Origin of the sequence: Poseidonibacter ostreae, from assembly GCF_009208075.1 — a bacterium.
In the GTDB taxonomy this organism is placed as follows: Bacteria; Campylobacterota; Campylobacteria; order Campylobacterales; family Arcobacteraceae; genus Poseidonibacter; species Poseidonibacter ostreae.
On record NZ_WFKJ01000009.1, the window covers coordinates 22299 to 38819 of the forward strand.

The following is a 16521-nucleotide window of genomic DNA, read 5'->3' on the forward strand; positions in this document are numbered from 1 at the left end:
TCAAAATTCTTAGGTTATGGATAATAAGGAATAAATACATCAGAATGATAAGGTACTGGTGTATGATAACGCATCGGTCTTGCGTAATACAGTGGTGACGGATAATAGGTATTTTGATAATAGTATGGTGTTCCATAAGAACTGTAATATGGAACACATCCACTTAATAAAAGAATACTGATTATTCCAAGTAATAACTTATAAGAGTGTTTTAAAGATTTGAGCATATTAAATCCTTCTAAATAAAATAATTTTTATTTTAGATTATAATTGTCAAATCTATGTCAAATTTAAAATGTATATGTAAATATGTTTTTTGAATCTTTAGAAGTTAAATTAATTTTAATATTATACTTATCACAAACATTTTTTACAATATTTAGTCCAATCCCTGAACCTCTTTGTGAATCATTCTCTCTATAATATCTATCAAATAGTTTATCTTAATCTTTAATCTCATCACCTCTTGAAATAAACTCTAGTTTTATACTATCTTTATTTTTTGTTAACGATATTTCAATTAAAGTATTTGGTTTAGAATATTTTATACAGTTTGATATATTATTATCAATCATCCTTTCTAATTCTATTTCATTAATAAAAAAGTTAATATTTGATTCTATTTTATCAATAATATCTCTTTTTCTAGAATTAGCAATTGAAGAAAAAAAGCGACACCTGCTTTTTAAAAGTTCAGATATAGATAACATTTTGGGAGTATACTTAATATTATCATTTGCAACAATAAAAGATAAATCTTCATAAGAGTTTGTAAGCATATTAATTGAAGAATTTATACTATCAATAAACTCTTTTGTGTTTTTATCTTTTTGAGTTAATTCAATTAAATTTGTATTTGCCATAATTACACTAAGTGGAGTTCTAATTTGATGAACCATATCAGATATAAACTGTTTATTTTGAGAAAGTAGAAGTTGGTTTTTCTGAACTTCATTATTTAATTTATTATGCAATTGATTATAATCGTCTTGTAGTGTTTTAATCTCTTGAACTATGATATCTTTTTCATTTGATATTTGGTTATTATTAATTTCTTGAATGATATTTAAAAGTTTTGTTGTTACATTACTCAAAATAAATCTATATACAAAAAATAGAATCAAAAATAAAACAACAAAAACTAATATTGAAGTATATAAAGTCTTATTAATCTCTTCCTTAAAATATTCATTATTAAATTTAGTTTTTACTATTAGTTTTGTTTCATCATTTTTATTAAAAAGTCCGTTTGTAATTGAATAAACTATAGAATATTTTTCTGAATTATCAACCTTAACTAAAAGATTATCTTTATTTTTCAAAATTTTAGTTAATTCTTCATTAAAGACTAAACTCTTCTCGTTTACATTTATTGATACTAATTTCTTAATTTCTTTTTTATGCTCAGGAAAAGTATTTGATAATTGGTTTAAAAAAACAAGTGTTTCCTTCCAACTATCTTCCATAGTTTTTTTCTTTAGTTTCTGATTATACAAATCTATATGTTGTAATGTATTCTTTGTAGCAAAAGATAAATCAATTTCATCCGCAAGATATTTCAATGACTTATGCTTTTGTTTAATTAAGGCAAAAGAGTCTAAAGCAAAAGCAATTTGAATAATTTTATTCCCATCTGTTGAAAGTTTTACAAGATATCTTTTTAAACTCATTGTAGATGAGTCAACTTTTGGTGCAGAAATATCAATATCAATTTTTTTTTCAAAAATAGAATCAAATAACTCTTTTACTACTTTAAACTTTGAGAAATCAAGTCCAAGATCAGCTTTGAAAGAAGTTTTTTCTATGGTATATTTTTTATTAATTATAAATATTTCATATTTTCCTAAAGTTACATTTTCATTTAATAGTTTTTGTAATTTATCAATAGAAAAATCTTCATTTTTATTAATATAATCCACTGCAAAATTTAATTTCTCTATATTTTCTTGCTCTTTTTGTCTAAAATCATATTGAATTTTATCAACTAAAAGCCTAAACTGTTCTCTAATATGGAGAGAATTTTTATAAATCCTATTTTTAAAATTATCAGTGATATTTTTTTGGGATAAATAGTATAAAGTTGATAAACCAATTACTAGTAAAAATAATACAAGATAAAATATTGATGATAAATATTGATTTAATCTGTAATTATCCTTCAATTTTATAGCCAATTCCTATTTCTGTTTTTATAATATCATATGGAAGTTTATTTCGAATAGTATTAACAAGTTGTCTTATTGGATACTTCTCTTTTACTTCTCCTTCCCATACATAATCTATTATTGAATCATTTGAAACAATAAACCCAATATTTTTAAAAAGGATATCAACAAAAAGTTTTTCTTTTTTTCTAAATTTAATTGACTCTTCTTTATATTTTAATTCCATTGAACTTTTATCATAAAAAAAATCATCTTCAATTTTTACAATATCAGTTTTTGTATAAAAAACTCTATCTAGTCTTATTTCAAGTTCAAGTAAATTAAATGGTTTTTTAATATATTCTGTACAACCATAATTAAAAGCAGTTTGAAGTGTTTCAATTTCAAGTGAAGCAGTTATAATAATTACAGGTACATCAATTTTAGTTTTTCTAATAAACTTTAGTATCTCTAATCCGTCAATATTTGGAACATTTACATCTAGAATATATAAGTCATAATCTATATTTTTCTCTTCTAAATGATTAATAACATCAAAACCATCATAAAATGTATCTATATTGTGAGCTTTTATTTTAAAAAATCTTTCTATAGAAGTTGCTAACTCAACATCATCTTCAATTAATAATATTTTCAATTTTAACCTTTTGAGTTTCTTTCAATATATTCTTTAATAATCTCTATAGCACTATAATTTGATTTATACCAGTTTAAAATCATTTCATCTGACGCATTGTTTATAAGTAATATATCTATTTGATCTAAAATGAGATTTACAGTTGGATATCTTTTTACAATATAATCATTGTGTTCATTTATACTATTTAAGAATTCAATTATTTCTTTTTTCATAAAATGATTATGAACTCTTAATGTAAAATATATGTCAAATTTTTAAAGATATAATTATAACTAAAAGGTATTAGTATCTTTTTGTAGTTTACTAGAAAATCATTTTACTTCTTAGTAGACTCTTTTTTCTTCTCGTTTATTTCCTCTTTTTTATCATGTGAATAGTGTTTATATGTATAAAAATATTTCTTTTTTAATACATTTGCATATGGTTTAATAATTGCTGTTTGCATATCTGGAAGTTTATTCTCTTCTGAAATTCTTCCAACTTTTAGTCCTTCAAAAAAGATATTATCCATTCCTGAAGTTATAACTTCATCGCCTATTTTTATTTCAGCCCAAATTGGAATATATTTAATATGTAAGTTTTTCCCATCTTTTGAAGAGGTAATAATTCCAGGAACCTTATCTTCTCCAATAAAAACTGCATAAGAACACTCTTTATTTCCATTTAGAAGTGCTACTGATTTTCCATTTTCATTTACAACAATTCCCGCTGCATACTCTTCAGTTATAAGACCTAAAATAGAGTCATCTTCTTTTTTTTGATCTAACCATACCTTTGTAAAGTCATTAAAGTTTATATATGATAATACTTTTGCTAAATGAATATTAGGTTTTGTTTCGTCAGCATGCATAGTAATTACAAACTCTTTTATTGTATCAAGTTGCTTTTGTGTTGCTGTGTAAAGGATTCTATACTCTTTTAATTCATTATTTTCAATTCGTAGTTTTTCTATACTACTTGCTTGATTAAAGTATTTTTCTACAGTTGTAGATATTCCTATTACTTTATTTATATATGATAGTTTTAGGTCATTAAAAAAGGTAAAGTTCTTGATAATTAGCTTATCTACCTCAAAGAGATATAATAAACCAATTATAAGAAAAAGAATTACAAATAAGAATTTACGCATTAGTGATTAGTTTAAGTAAAGCATCCTCATCTAATACAGCACTAGTTCCATAAGCAACTGCTAATAATGGATCTTCAGCAACTTTTACTGGTAGTTTAATAATATCAGCTAAGTAAGTATCAATACCTCTAATTAAAGCACCTCCACCTGTTAAGATAACACCATTATCAACAACATCTCCAGCTAAATCAGGCGGCATCTCTTCTAATACAGAACGTACTGCAGATACTATCTCTTTTAGTGGTTCTTTAATTGCAGATCTAACACCCTCACTACCTAATTCAATAGTTGAAAGTAATCCAGAATTATCTCGACCTTTAACTTTGATTTTTAGTTCAGTATCAAGTTTAACAGCCGTACCAATTTCAATTTTAATATTTTCAGCAGTTCTTTCACCTATATATAAATTGAAGTTTTGTCTAACATGTTCAATAATTGATTTATCAAACTTATCACCTGCAATTTTAATAGATTTAGAAAGTACTAATCCTCCTAATGAAGTTACACCTATTTCAGTTGTACCTCCACCAATATCTACTACTACATATCCAGATGGATCTGATACAGGAATTCCTGCACCAATTGCTGCAGCCATTGGTTCTTCAACTAAAAATACTTCTCGTGCACCTGCACTCATAGCTGATTCTTCAACTGCTTTTCTTTCAACTTGTGTAATTCCATAAGGAATACAAATAATGATTCTTGGACGAATAAAAGATTTTCTCGAATGAGCTTTTTCAATGAAATATCTAATCATTCTTTCAGTCATTTCAAAATCGGCAATAACACCATCTTGCATAGGTCGAACTGCTTGAATATTTAAAGGAGTTTTTCCTATCATTTGCTTAGCTTCTTGTCCAACTGCTAAAATTTTATCTCTACCATATTTATCATTTTGAACAGCAACAACTGAAGGTTCATTTATAATGATACCTTTTCCTTTTACTGAAACAATTGTATTAGCAGTTCCCAAGTCAATAGCCATATCACTTGAAAATAATCCTATTAATTTATCTAAAAACACGTTTCATCCTTTTTATGCAACTTTTGGTTCTTTTAGTTTTAGAACCACATCTTTTGTTATTGTTATAGTTTTATCTTTGTAATCTGGTAAATCAAACATGATATCAAGCATAATATCTTCTAAAATAGATCTAAGACCTCTTGCTCCTGTTTTTCTCTCAATTGCAAGACGAGCTAGTTCTTTTAATGCTGATTTATCAAATTTAAGTGTTACATCATCCATTTCAAAAAGTTTGATATATTGTTTAATTAATGCATTTTTAGGTTCAGTTAAAATATGAACCATATCATCTTCTGTGATTTCATTTAATGTGGCTAACATATGAAGACGACCAATTAATTCTGGAATTAAGCCATATTTTACTAAATCATCTGTTTCAACTTTTGAGATTATTTGTTTATCATCTTTTTTGCTTTTTGCTTCATGATTGAATCCTAAAACATTAGCACCTTCTTTTTTCTTGATAATATCTTCTAAACCATCAAATGCACCACCACAAATGAATAAGATATTAGTAGTGTCAACTTGAAGTGCTTCTTGTCCTGGATGTTTTCTTCCACCTTTTGCAGGAACATTTACAGTAGCACCCTCAACGATTTTAAGTAATGCTTGTTGAACACCTTCACCCGAAACATCTCTAGTAATTGATCTATTTTCACTCATTCTTGCTACTTTATCAACTTCATCAATAAAGATAATACCTCTTTGAGCTTTCTCAATATCTCCACCTGCTGCTTGAACTAATCTTGTAACAACATTTTCAACATCGTCACCAACATAACCAGCTTCTGTTAAAGATGTTGCATCAGCAATTGCTAAAGGAACATCTAAATATTTAGAGATAGTTTGAGCTAATAAAGTTTTACCAGAACCTGTTGGTCCTATTAATAAAACATTCGACTTATTTAATTCTGTATCGTCATCAATTTCATGATGTCTAAATATTCTTTTGTAGTGATTATATACAGCAACTGATAAAACCTTTTTAGCTGTATCTTGACCAATTACATACTCATCTAAAATTGCTTTTAATTGTGCAGGTGTTCTTAATACTACTTCTTCTTTTGAACTTGTATTTTCTTGTTCATTTTTATCTTCTGCAGGAAGATTACCACTCATAATATCGTTTGCAGCAGTTACACAAGCTTTACAAATTGAAGCATTGTCTCCTGCTATTACTGGATTATCTTTAGAGTCAGTTGCTCCACAAAAGTCACATATAATTTTGCTCATTTTCTACCTATTATCTATTTTCTGTTGTAAGGAATACCACGTTTTGTATTAACTACAAAATTCGCTAATTCTTTTACATGTTCATTTTCACTAGTTTCAAGTAATTCTTTTGCAACATCTGCTAATGGATTACCTGATTCAAATAGTGCTTTATAAGCGCTTTTGATTGCATTTATATCTGCTCTATCTTTGAATCTTCTTCTTAATCCATTTAAGTTAAGACCTCTTAAAACAGCTTTATTCCCCTCAACTAAACAGTAAGGTGGAATATCTTGAGCAACTGCTGAAGCACCACCTACCATTACATGAGTTCCAATTTTACAAAATTGATGTATTGGAGTTAGCCCACCAACAACTACAAAGTCATCAACTTCTACATGACCTGCAAGTGTTGCACCATTTGCAAATACACAATTATTTCCAATAATTACATCATGCGCAACATGAGTATATCCCATGAATAAATTGTTATCACCAATTTTAGTGATTGAACCACCACCAATTGTTCCTGGATTAAATAGTGTGAATTCTCTAATTTTATTGTTATCACCAATAATTAGTTCTACATCTTCACCATCAAATTTAAGGTCTTGAGGTATTGTTCCAATTGCTGCATGTGAAAAGATATGGTTGTTCTTTCCTATTGTAGTTTTTCCCTCAATTACTGTATGAGAATCTACAACTGTTCCATCACCAATTGATACATTACTTCCAATAATAGTGAAAGCACCAATTGTGATATTATCACCTAATTTTGCGCCTTCTTCAATTATTGCAGTTTTATGTATATTATTCATAATAAGCCTATTTGTCCACTATCATAGCTTTAAATTCAGCTTCAGCAGTTAACTTACCATCTACATAAGCTTTTCCACTTAACATCATTAAAGTACTTTTCATTTTGATTACTTCTAATTCGTAATCTAATCTATCACCTGGTTTAACTGGGTTTCTAAATTTTGCTTTATCAATACTCATGAAGTAAATTACTTTATTTTTCATCTCTTCTTCGCTTAAATCTGAACTCTTAAGAGCTAAGATTCCACCAGCTTGAGCCATACCTTCTAAGATTAATACACCAGGGTAAATTGGGTGACCTGGAAAATGTCCTTGAAATGCTGGTTCAGAAATAGAAATATTTTTGAAGCCTTTGATTGATTTTTTTAAGTCCATTTCAGTGATTCTATCCACAAGAAGAAGTGGATATCTATGAGGAAGAATTTCTTGAATTTGCGTAATATCTAACATGTACAATCCTAATTTTATTTGATTAATGGTAAAGATTATATCTAAAAAAAAATTAGTTTTGAATTATGCTTGCTACATTTTTAGAACTTCCATTTTGTAAGTATTCTCGTAAGATTTGTGATTTTTTGAAAAATAACTTTTTATCCATTGAATTATAATCATTTAATAGATTTTCAACTGTTACTTTTTCTTGTAGAAATTCTTTGTGAATTTGTTCTTTTCCCATTTTTTCAAAGAAAATATTTGCAAGTCCTACAAAGTTTAATTTTACAAATCTTGAACCAATAAAATAGTCAAGTTTTTTAGCAATATATGAAAGAGTAAAAGGAGTTCCAATTAGAGCTGCTTCAAGTGTTGCAGTTCCTGAACAAATAAAACCATATTCTGCCTCTTGTAGTGTTTCATGTGCCTGTGTTGATATTGTAAAACCTGATATATCACCATACGTTTTTTCTATATAATCTTTATCAAATTTTGAAGGTACTATTAGAATATGCTCTTTATTTGGTATCTTTTTTGCAAGCTCTTTGAAAATTGGCATATGATTTTTAATCTCTGTTTTTCTACTTCCAGGCATAAATGCAATTTTTCCACTTGAATTTAACTCTTTTTTAAAATCAGAAATTTCATCTAATAAAGGATGTCCTACATAAATAATTTTTTCTTTATCAGTGTACATTTCTTGCTCAAAAGGTATAATTGAACATAGTTTTGTACAATATTTTTCTAGTTTTTTTACACGCTTTGGTTTCCAAGCCCAAGCTTGAGGTAAAATATAATAAATTATTTCTTTATTTGGATAAGTTGCTTTTAACTTCTTTGCAAGAGGAAGATTAAAGCCTGATGAGTCCATTAATAAAACTTTGTCGCAATCACTTGCTAGTTCTACTAATTCATCTCGAAGTTTAAAGAAAAATCTTAGTTTTTTTAAAGCATCTACTATTCCCATTATTGCTAAAGCTGTTAAATCATATAAAGGATTTCCAAGTTCTTTATCAAAAACACCTACCATTTCAATATCATCATTAAAATGTTTTTTTAACTCTTTTAAGTGAATATTTGAAGATGTCTCCATTGCGCAAACTAATAGTTTCATATAATTTCCTCTCTTACGTCATCGTAAGTTTCAGCATTTAGTTCAATCTCATATTTTGCGTCTATAATTTTATCTAAAACAATAATAGTACTTAAGTTAAAAGCACTTTTTATTATTTGGTTTCTTACTTCTAATTCTTCTTCAAAAGATGGAGGTAGGTACATTAATTCTTTCACGCTTTTATAATTTGTATTTGCAAGAGCATTAAACTTTTCAAGAGAAATAATTTTTAATTCATCTCTATTTAGATAGTTGATTCCATCTTTTTCATACTCAATTCTTCCATTTGTTTTGTTTCTATTTATCATTGAGTATGGTAAAATGTATGATGGAATAGTTTGTTTAGCTACTTTAACTCGGGCACTTAAAAGTCTATAATTTAAAAATCTGTGTTTTACTATTTTGTATTTTTCACCGCTTGTCTCAAGCTCATTTCTTCTTTTATAAAGTTCTAATCGCTCTTCAATTGACTCAGGTAAAATTTGATTTGAGATAGGATTAAACATCTCATCCATGATTTTATCTTGAGCTTCTCTTTGTGCTGATAAACCAAATAAACAACCACAATAGTTTTGTCTATATAAAGAGTTTTCTTTTACTTTTTTACCTTGAATTTCTGCACCATTTCCAGCTTTATAATCTCTGTAAATGAACTCAATTCCATGAAGTTTTTCTAAGTTATGACCTATAATATCAAGCTTTTCTTGAGATTTTTTAGGTGAGATTAAAAGAGTTGTAGTAAATTTATCATGACCTAACTCTTTTGCTTTAGCAACTGTATTATCAAGTCTATCATCATAACAAACAGTACATCTATCACCTTTTTCAGGTAAATGCTCCATACCTTTTACTTTTTTAAGCCACTCTTCTAGATTGTAAGGACCTTCAATAAGCTCAATGCCTAATTTCTGGCATGAGTACTCTACATCTAAATATCTTAAACGATACTCACTATAAGGATGAATATTAGGGTCATAAAAAAAACCTACTAGAGTTTCATCTGGATACTCTTCTTGAACTCTTTCTAAAAAATAGTGACTATCGACGGCACAGCAAATATGTACTAACAAAAAATAACCTTTGATTTTATAATTTAAAGATATTATAGTAAAATATTTTAAAACAAAGGTTTATGTATTTACAACATACTAACTTTTTTATTTTTTAATTAAGAGTAAAGTTTTTCTAATTATATTTATAGCTACATCATTTGTACAATATTTTAATAATTCTAGAGTAGTGCCTACTTTATGTTTTTCCAATATCTCAATAGAGTCTTTTAAGTCTTTAAAATTGTCATTTAAAGATTGTTTTTGTAATAGAATTGCAACATCCATTTCTGTAATAACAATATTTCTAATTGAATTGTATCTACTTACTAGATATATGATTATTGAAAGTAAAATAGAACTTTTAATATAAGTTCCTATTTCATTACTAGTAATAAGAAGCAATGAATCATTAAAATATAGTGCTGCTAAAATTATACTAATAATTACAACTGTCAGTGTAAATATTATGGTAATAAATATTAATAAAGATAATAGATTACAAATAGAAAAAATGTTTTTAAAAAAGATTTTAAAAGTAATCAAGAAGTTATTTTTTTCACTAATAAAATAATTAATTTGATTTTTTTCACTATGCATATTACAAAATGAATATTTTTTAGCAATTATTTGAGAACCTAAAAAACCTAAAAAAATCATTAGAAAAGAGAAACCTTTATTTTGAATGAAATCACTAATAGATTCTGAATTTTTGTTAACTTTTGCTTTTTCCTGAGCTTCGATTTTTAAAATACCTTCTTGTGCTTCATTATTACTAGGTTCTAATTGAAGAACTTTTAAAAAATCTATTCTTGCTTTTTCCAAGTTATTTAGAGCATAATATGATTTGGCTCTAAGCTGCAAAAGCGATATTTCATTAGGGTATTTAATCAGACCTTTGGATGATAAAATAGAAGCTTTCGTATATTCTCCTGCATCATATAATTTCTTTGTTTTAACAATCGCATATATTTCATTTTGTAAATGTTTTTTGAAATCCATTTCATCATTTGCAATAGCTTGACTAATAAAAAATATAAATAAGGTAATTAGTATTTTTTTCATTTTCTACTCTTTGGTACAACAACAATTATTTTTGCTTGTTTTAATAACATATTATAAGGATTTAATTTCTCTATATCTTCATTTGAAATAACTAAATCAGATTTTTTATTTTTGAATGTACTAACTGCTTTTATTTCATAAGGAACATTTAGAACTCTAGCATTATTTCGGGCATCATTAATATCTAAATCTAATGCAACTGATACACCATTTTTTTCAATAAAGTTCGTTTTTTTTGTTAAGTTTGATGGATATATTTCCTCTCCATATGTATTAACAAGTTTTAAATTTAAAGCAATCTCCATATCTTTTAATTCTCTTGCGTCTATTAATATCCCACTATATAAAGTAGTATCAAACTCTTCTATAATTTTTTCTAAAAACTCTTTAGCGCTTTTGTTATCAGTTTCTTTAAAATCTTTAATTAATTTATTAATAGTCTCTTTTTCATTTGTTGTATAAACCTCTTTTGCATTTAATTGAGTATTAAAAATATTTGTGAAAAATTTGAATTCATCTGAATTCATCTTAGTGAGTTTGTCATTTCTTAAAATAGATTTTAATAAGTCTTTACCTAAATCTATTTTTATAACTGCTGTTGCATATTTATCAGAAGAATTATATTTATTCGATATTACTTGAGCTCCATTTACAGTACCAATTACAGAGCTAGTTATGATATCACTTTTTAACATACCATCTTTTACTGTTGTTGAAGAATCAATTTTTACACCTTCTGTATATTCAAGTAAGTTTCTTCTTGCAATAGTTACTGATGCTCTTTTGGCATTATATCGTACTGGTTCTTCTGCTGATTCACCTGTACACTCAATTGTTCCAATAGTCCAATTTGTTTTACAATATTCAGATTCTTCAATTACATCTTTAGAAAATAATGAAAAGGGAATAAGAAATAATAGAAATAAAAAATTCTTCATACGTGACCTTAATTTAAATAATAAAAGAATTTTATCTTAATTTTTATGTTAAAAATATTATTTTTTAACCTTTTTAATATGAAAGTTACTATAAAATAATCCTTATAAATAGATATTTAAGGTATTTAATGCGAATTTTCACAGCTCTTTTTATTTTTTTTATTTCATTAACTATTTGGGCAAATGACAAATATGAAACCTCAAAAATTAATTGTATTTTACAATCAAACTATAATAATAAAACAATAGATGAGTTAAAAAGAATACTAGTTGAACAATCTAAAAGAGAAGCATTAGAAGAATTATATGGAACTACAATTTTATCTAAGACAGATGTTTTAAATGGGAAACTAGTAACAGATGAAATAAAACAAAAAGCAGTTGGTTCTGTACGGCTAAAAGGAAATCCTGAATTTTACAATGGAGAAAATTTTGGTGAAATATGTTCAAAAGTACATGTCTATATTACTAAAAAAGATTTAGAAAAGTATTCTCCTAAATCTGTAATATTGAATAACTTTTGTTTTAATGATACTTCTATAACTTTAAAAGATTTAAAGCAAAAAGCAAAAGAAAAAGCTTATATAGAGATGATTACCAGATTTAAGCCAGAATTTAAAGATATAAAACTTTTAGATGCAAAAAAATATATTCACAAATTTATTATTTCTAATGAGACTTTTGATACTAAGAAAGAAAGCTATTGTTTTGATGCAAGAGGTGATATTCTACCGCACGAATTAGAATTAACAGATATTTCTTCTATTAAATCAAATAAAGACAATGGTTTATATGTATCATTTTTTAAAAAATCTGATTATGGCTTACAAAATGAGATATTTGATACAAAATTAAAAAAGGACTTAAGCCTTTTTAATGAAAACTTTACAAATGATATTCTTAAAAAAGAAAAAGTTTATGTCATAAGAATAAGTGGATATTTATATTCAGAACGTATTATACACAAAAAATTTAAATTAGAATCAGATGTAAATAATGCAACTTTAAAAATCAATAATAGTGTTGTTTTAACTAAGAAAAATCCAATAGGTGGGATAACTTTAGATTTAGGTTTTAATAAAATAGAAATGATTATCAATTCAAAAAATGCTTATGATATTAAGTTATTAGAAAAGCAAAAAAACAATATCTATTCTCCAATAAAACTAGAAAATTTATATACAAGGAAAAGTAAATGAAAAAAAATGTTTTAGTAGTAATATCGCTATTTCTATTATCTCTAAATTTATTTGGAGCAAGTACAAATAGTAGTGATACAACAGGAAAACTATATAACACTGCATATTTTGATATAACGTTAAAATCACAAGGTGCAATGCTTGATTATATTAAGTACTCTAAAAGAGCTTCCTTTGATACAAAACAATTTTTAGGAACAGTTAATAAAATCAATGAAAGTGAAATTGTTATTAATATTCATGGAAGAATAGAAGTTCCAAGTGATATTACAAGTAAACTAGTATACGTTAATGTTGGTCCTAATTATATTCATACGTATAGTCATAGTAGTAAGTATATTTATTATAATAATTCAAAAAATAATCAAACTGCAGAATATTTTTTAGTTGATACAAAAAATGATAAATTTGGGAATAGATATATAGATTATAAAATTGTTATAAAAAGAGGTAGTATTCGTGATATTAATTCTAGTCCTACACTTCTTCCTTCAGGAATTAAGTTCACAGTAGCACCAAAAACTAGAGGATTTAAAGATAAGTTTCAAGATGCAGAAATTTATGTTTTTGAAGAGTAGTTATAAAATTAATAAGGAAAATAATATATAGCTTTTGTTATTCTCAAGTAAAATTAGAATAATTAATTATTACTTGAGTTATAAGGCTATATTTATCTTTTAATAATAATTTGTTTTACTGGAAAGTCTTGTTGGTCTTCTCTTCCATAAGCTGGTAGTAATAATTGTTTTTTGCCATTTACAAGTACAGCTCTTACATTTAATACTAGTTCATCCATTTTATACATATCAATTACTAAAGAAATAGATTGCATATTATGTTTTCTCCAAGAAGTTTGCCAACCTTCGATTAATAAATAAGAAGATCTAATAACTTTTTTCAACTTTGCATTCCAAAGTTTACTTCCTTTTTTATATACTTTAAGTGTAGATGCTTTATTTGAAGATGTATCAAGGATTCTTCTACTATTAGTAAACTGTGGAAAAGAAACAGAAACTCCACCTTTTAAACTTCTATAAATATTGTCAATAAAAATATCAACATGTGCTTCATCTCCAACTATTTTATAGCTAACTTGGCCTTCTAAGTAATCGTTTGCAAAAGTAATCTTTTTTAAAGTATTAGATTTTGTTTCAACTACTCTTGGAACTTCTCTTACTACTTCTTCTTTTTTCTTTTTATGACTAGTTGGTTTTGCTTTATATAACTCTAGTTCATATGGATAGACAGAACCTATTGCATCAAAACAGTAAGAACCTGTATTAAAATCAAATTTATCTTTTGAAATATTAAACTTATGAATTAACTCTTGCGCTTCTTCTAAAGAGATATTTCTAAGAGAGGGTTTATATTTTGTAAGTATTTCTCTATAAGCTTTTTCTTTTGCTTTGTATTTTATATCTTTTGTGGCAACAGTTGTATCATTGAAACAAAAGTTCTTAAGTGAGACTTGTTTTTGTGAATATTTTTCTAAATCTTTTTCCGTAATATATGCTTTAATATCAGAACATATTTCACCAAAATTTTCTCCATTATAAAACTTTGGGTTACCCTTCACTCTAATCGCACCGATTGCTTTTTGTTTGATTTTATCTGAGATTAGTTTGCCATTTTCAACATTTGTCTTCGAAACAATTAAGCTTCCATATAGTTCTTCTAAAGCATCTCTTTTAGCTTGATTTATTAAAACTTCTTTTTGTTGTTCTAAAGTTTTCCCTGAGTATTCAGATTGAAGTATACAAGAAGTTTTAACTGTTTCTAGTTTAGAGTTTGCATAAACTATATTTGTAACAAGTAGCAAAGCTAATAATAATCTCATTAATTTCCTTTATTAAAACAATATAATAATAGATAAAATTTTAAAAAGTAATAAAATATAGGTATTTATAATAAAGTATTACATTTTTTATTAATATTATTAATCAAGTTATAAAGCTTTGCTATAATAATGTAAATTATAGAGAAAGGATTCCATATTAAAGTAATTATATCTTTTATACTTGTAATACTCTTTTTTTCAGCATGTGCAACAAAGCAAATAATTCAAAGTTCAAGTGCAACGATTTTGATTAAAACACCAAAAATGAAGTTCTATGACAAGGGTTTCATTTATAAATATAGTGACTATACCCAAGTTCAAATATTCTCCGCTGGTACGGTGGTACTTGATATGAAAATATATGAGAATAGAGTTTGTAAAAGTACTTTTAAATGTCAAGATTTAAAAACATTTAATAGAGAAAATTTGAATAAATCTTATAATGAAATGTTTTTAAAAAACTTATTTGATAAAAATGAAAAAGAAGTTGTTCATAGAGATAAAGAGAATAATATTTTGATTAAAATCAGAAGAGATTAATTCTCTTTAATATTAATTTATAATTTTTTTAACTTTTTATAACCTGCTTTGATGATTTTAAGAAGTGGTTTTCTATATGAAGAGAATACATACTTTTTAATCTCATAAGCAATTCTTCCTTCAACATGAACCATATCATATAAGTTTCCTGCTGCAAATTTACCACCAAGAGCAATTAAAATACCTTCAAGTTTAGGATCACAAGCAACTAGTTTTTTCTTATTTATATGTTTTAAAATATTCTTCCCAGCACATGTTCCACTAATTCTTGCAACTGTAACATTAGGAGGCATTATTTCGCCTTTTTTATTTTTAATTTCTGCAATATCTCCTACTGCAAAAATATTTTCATGACCTTGTGCTTGTAAGTATTCATTTACAAGTATTTGTCCTCTTCCATTTTTTTCTACATCTAAATCACTTGTAATCGTTGAAGCTTCAATACCACCTGTAAATATAATAAATGAATGGTAGATTTTAGTACCATTTGATAACTCTAAATGGTCCTCATTACATTTTTGTAGTTTTGTATTTGTAATAACATTAATACCTAAAGATTTCAATCTTTTATGTGACATACTAATAAGTTTAGAACTTAATCCTGGAAGAATAGTATCAGAACTACTTACAAGTGATATTTTTAAATTATCACATGAAAAATTTCCACGTTTAAAAAACATCTTCGAGTTATAAGCCATCTCAGCTGCAATTTCAACGCCAGATAAACCAGCACCAACTACTACAATATGCGTGTCATCACACTGTTTTGCTTCATTACTAATTTTATTGAAAAGTTGATTTTCAAAACTTTGTTTAAAGAACATTGCCCAATGTAACTTTTTAATATCATGTGCATTATTTAGTCCTGGAATTTGTGGAGGGAAAAATGTTCTTGTTCCTGCTGCCATTACTAAATAATCATATTCTACAATCTCTTTTTCTTCTGTATATATTTTTTGGGCTTCTTTGTCAATTTTTCGTACCTTTAGATTTTTATACTCAACATAATCATGGTTAATCCCCATACATAAAGTAGTCAAATCAATAGTAACATCTGCAATATTTGATTTATTTGCAATTAAATCATAAACTTCTGGTTGTAAGTTATGAAATGTATGTTTATCTATTAAGGTTATTTGTATATTTTTATTTTTTGCTAGTTCTTGTAGTGCATAAATTCCGGAATACCCACCACCAATTATTACAACTTTCTCCATAAATCCGCTTCCTTTTTATATCTTTTATTCTATCTATAATATTTCTTTAGACAATAGTAATAGTAATCATTTTTAATAAAATGATGTATGCTTAGTAATTATGTAACAGAAAATGAGATAAAATAATTAATTGTTATAATA

At 26.2% G+C, this 16521-nt stretch carries 18 protein-coding genes and 1 pseudogene; 3 read left to right on the forward strand and 16 right to left on the reverse strand.

Annotation, left to right across the window (positions count from 1 at the left end; translation table 11 throughout):
* Nucleotides 1–14: 14 nt before the first annotated feature.
* The 14 genes and pseudogenes from GBG18_RS04470 to GBG18_RS04530 form a co-directional block, all read right to left on the reverse strand.
* The gene (locus GBG18_RS04470; protein WP_152188783.1) at nt 15–227 is read right to left on the reverse strand and encodes a hypothetical protein; all 213 of its coding nucleotides are present in this window, start codon (nt 225–227) and stop codon (nt 15–17) included.
* Nucleotides 228–290: 63 nt separating this feature from the next.
* A pseudogene (locus tag GBG18_RS15730) lies at nt 291–428 on the reverse strand (hypothetical protein); the annotation flags it as partial.
* A 15-nt stretch (nt 429–443) separates the two neighbouring features.
* Nucleotides 444–2162: a sensor histidine kinase gene (locus GBG18_RS04475; RefSeq protein WP_152188785.1), complete on the reverse strand. Its 1719-nt coding sequence runs from the start codon at nt 2160–2162 to the stop codon at nt 444–446.
* The gene (locus GBG18_RS04480) at nt 2152–2802 is read right to left on the reverse strand and encodes a response regulator transcription factor (protein ID WP_152188786.1); all 651 of its coding nucleotides are present in this window, start codon (nt 2800–2802) and stop codon (nt 2152–2154) included. The genes GBG18_RS04475 and GBG18_RS04480 overlap by 11 nt, the downstream gene beginning before the upstream one ends.
* A 2-nt stretch (nt 2803–2804) precedes the next feature.
* Entirely contained in the window at nt 2805–3017 is a 213-nt protein-coding gene (locus GBG18_RS04485; RefSeq protein ID WP_152188788.1) for a hypothetical protein, read from the reverse strand.
* Between the two features lie 104 nt (nt 3018–3121).
* Nucleotides 3122–3934 carry a rod shape-determining protein MreC gene (gene mreC / locus GBG18_RS04490; protein WP_152188790.1) on the reverse strand — a complete coding sequence of 271 codons (813 nt, stop codon included), beginning with the start codon at nt 3932–3934 and terminating at the stop codon, nt 3122–3124.
* Nucleotides 3927–4958 (reverse strand): rod shape-determining protein, encoded by a 1032-nt coding sequence (locus GBG18_RS04495; protein ID WP_152188792.1) that lies wholly within the window; start codon nt 4956–4958, stop codon nt 3927–3929. Before GBG18_RS04495 ends, mreC begins: the two co-directional genes overlap by 8 nt.
* Nucleotides 4959–4970: 12 nt before the next feature.
* Nucleotides 4971–6191 (reverse strand): ATP-dependent Clp protease ATP-binding subunit ClpX, encoded by a 1221-nt coding sequence (gene clpX, locus GBG18_RS04500; RefSeq protein ID WP_152188794.1) that lies wholly within the window; start codon nt 6189–6191, stop codon nt 4971–4973.
* A gap of 14 nt (nt 6192–6205) precedes the next feature.
* Entirely contained in the window at nt 6206–6988 is a 783-nt protein-coding gene (gene lpxA, locus GBG18_RS04505; protein ID WP_152188796.1) for an acyl-ACP--UDP-N-acetylglucosamine O-acyltransferase, read from the reverse strand.
* A 7-nt stretch (nt 6989–6995) separates the two neighbouring features.
* The gene (fabZ, locus tag GBG18_RS04510) at nt 6996–7439 is read right to left on the reverse strand and encodes a 3-hydroxyacyl-ACP dehydratase FabZ (protein WP_152188797.1); all 444 of its coding nucleotides are present in this window, start codon (nt 7437–7439) and stop codon (nt 6996–6998) included.
* A gap of 52 nt (nt 7440–7491) precedes the next feature.
* Nucleotides 7492–8535, reverse strand: coding sequence for a lipid-A-disaccharide synthase (lpxB, locus tag GBG18_RS04515; protein WP_152188799.1), 1044 nt, complete (start codon nt 8533–8535; stop codon nt 7492–7494).
* Nucleotides 8532–9605 carry an epoxyqueuosine reductase QueH gene (locus tag GBG18_RS04520; RefSeq protein ID WP_152188801.1) on the reverse strand — a complete coding sequence of 358 codons (1074 nt, stop codon included), beginning with the start codon at nt 9603–9605 and terminating at the stop codon, nt 8532–8534. The genes lpxB and GBG18_RS04520 overlap by 4 nt, the downstream gene beginning before the upstream one ends.
* Before the next feature lie 87 nt (nt 9606–9692).
* Nucleotides 9693–10649, reverse strand: a complete 957-nt coding sequence (locus GBG18_RS04525; RefSeq protein WP_152188802.1) for a tetratricopeptide repeat protein — start codon at nt 10647–10649, stop codon at nt 9693–9695.
* Nucleotides 10646–11587 (reverse strand): TP0624 family protein, encoded by a 942-nt coding sequence (locus GBG18_RS04530; protein ID WP_152188804.1) that lies wholly within the window; start codon nt 11585–11587, stop codon nt 10646–10648. Before GBG18_RS04530 ends, GBG18_RS04525 begins: the two co-directional genes overlap by 4 nt.
* A gap of 128 nt (nt 11588–11715) precedes the next feature.
* On the opposite strand from GBG18_RS04530, the gene GBG18_RS04535 reads away from it, so the two are divergent.
* Nucleotides 11716–12786 carry a hypothetical protein gene (locus GBG18_RS04535; protein WP_152188806.1) on the forward strand — a complete coding sequence of 357 codons (1071 nt, stop codon included), beginning with the start codon at nt 11716–11718 and terminating at the stop codon, nt 12784–12786.
* The gene (locus tag GBG18_RS04540; protein ID WP_152188808.1) at nt 12783–13364 is read left to right on the forward strand and encodes a hypothetical protein; all 582 of its coding nucleotides are present in this window, start codon (nt 12783–12785) and stop codon (nt 13362–13364) included. The genes GBG18_RS04535 and GBG18_RS04540 overlap by 4 nt, the downstream gene beginning before the upstream one ends.
* 92 nt (nt 13365–13456) lie before the next feature.
* On the opposite strand, the gene GBG18_RS04545 is transcribed toward GBG18_RS04540, so the two are convergent.
* Nucleotides 13457–14623 (reverse strand): hypothetical protein, encoded by a 1167-nt coding sequence (locus GBG18_RS04545; protein WP_152188809.1) that lies wholly within the window; start codon nt 14621–14623, stop codon nt 13457–13459.
* A gap of 246 nt (nt 14624–14869) precedes the next feature.
* Between GBG18_RS04545 and GBG18_RS04550 the strand changes: the two genes are divergently transcribed.
* Entirely contained in the window at nt 14870–15163 is a 294-nt protein-coding gene (locus GBG18_RS04550; RefSeq protein ID WP_226896421.1) for a hypothetical protein, read from the forward strand.
* A gap of 17 nt (nt 15164–15180) precedes the next feature.
* Here GBG18_RS04550 and GBG18_RS04555 read toward each other — a convergent pair whose 3' ends face one another.
* Nucleotides 15181–16380, reverse strand: coding sequence for an NAD(P)/FAD-dependent oxidoreductase (locus GBG18_RS04555; protein ID WP_152188811.1), 1200 nt, complete (start codon nt 16378–16380; stop codon nt 15181–15183).
* Nucleotides 16381–16521 lie beyond the last annotated feature (141 nt).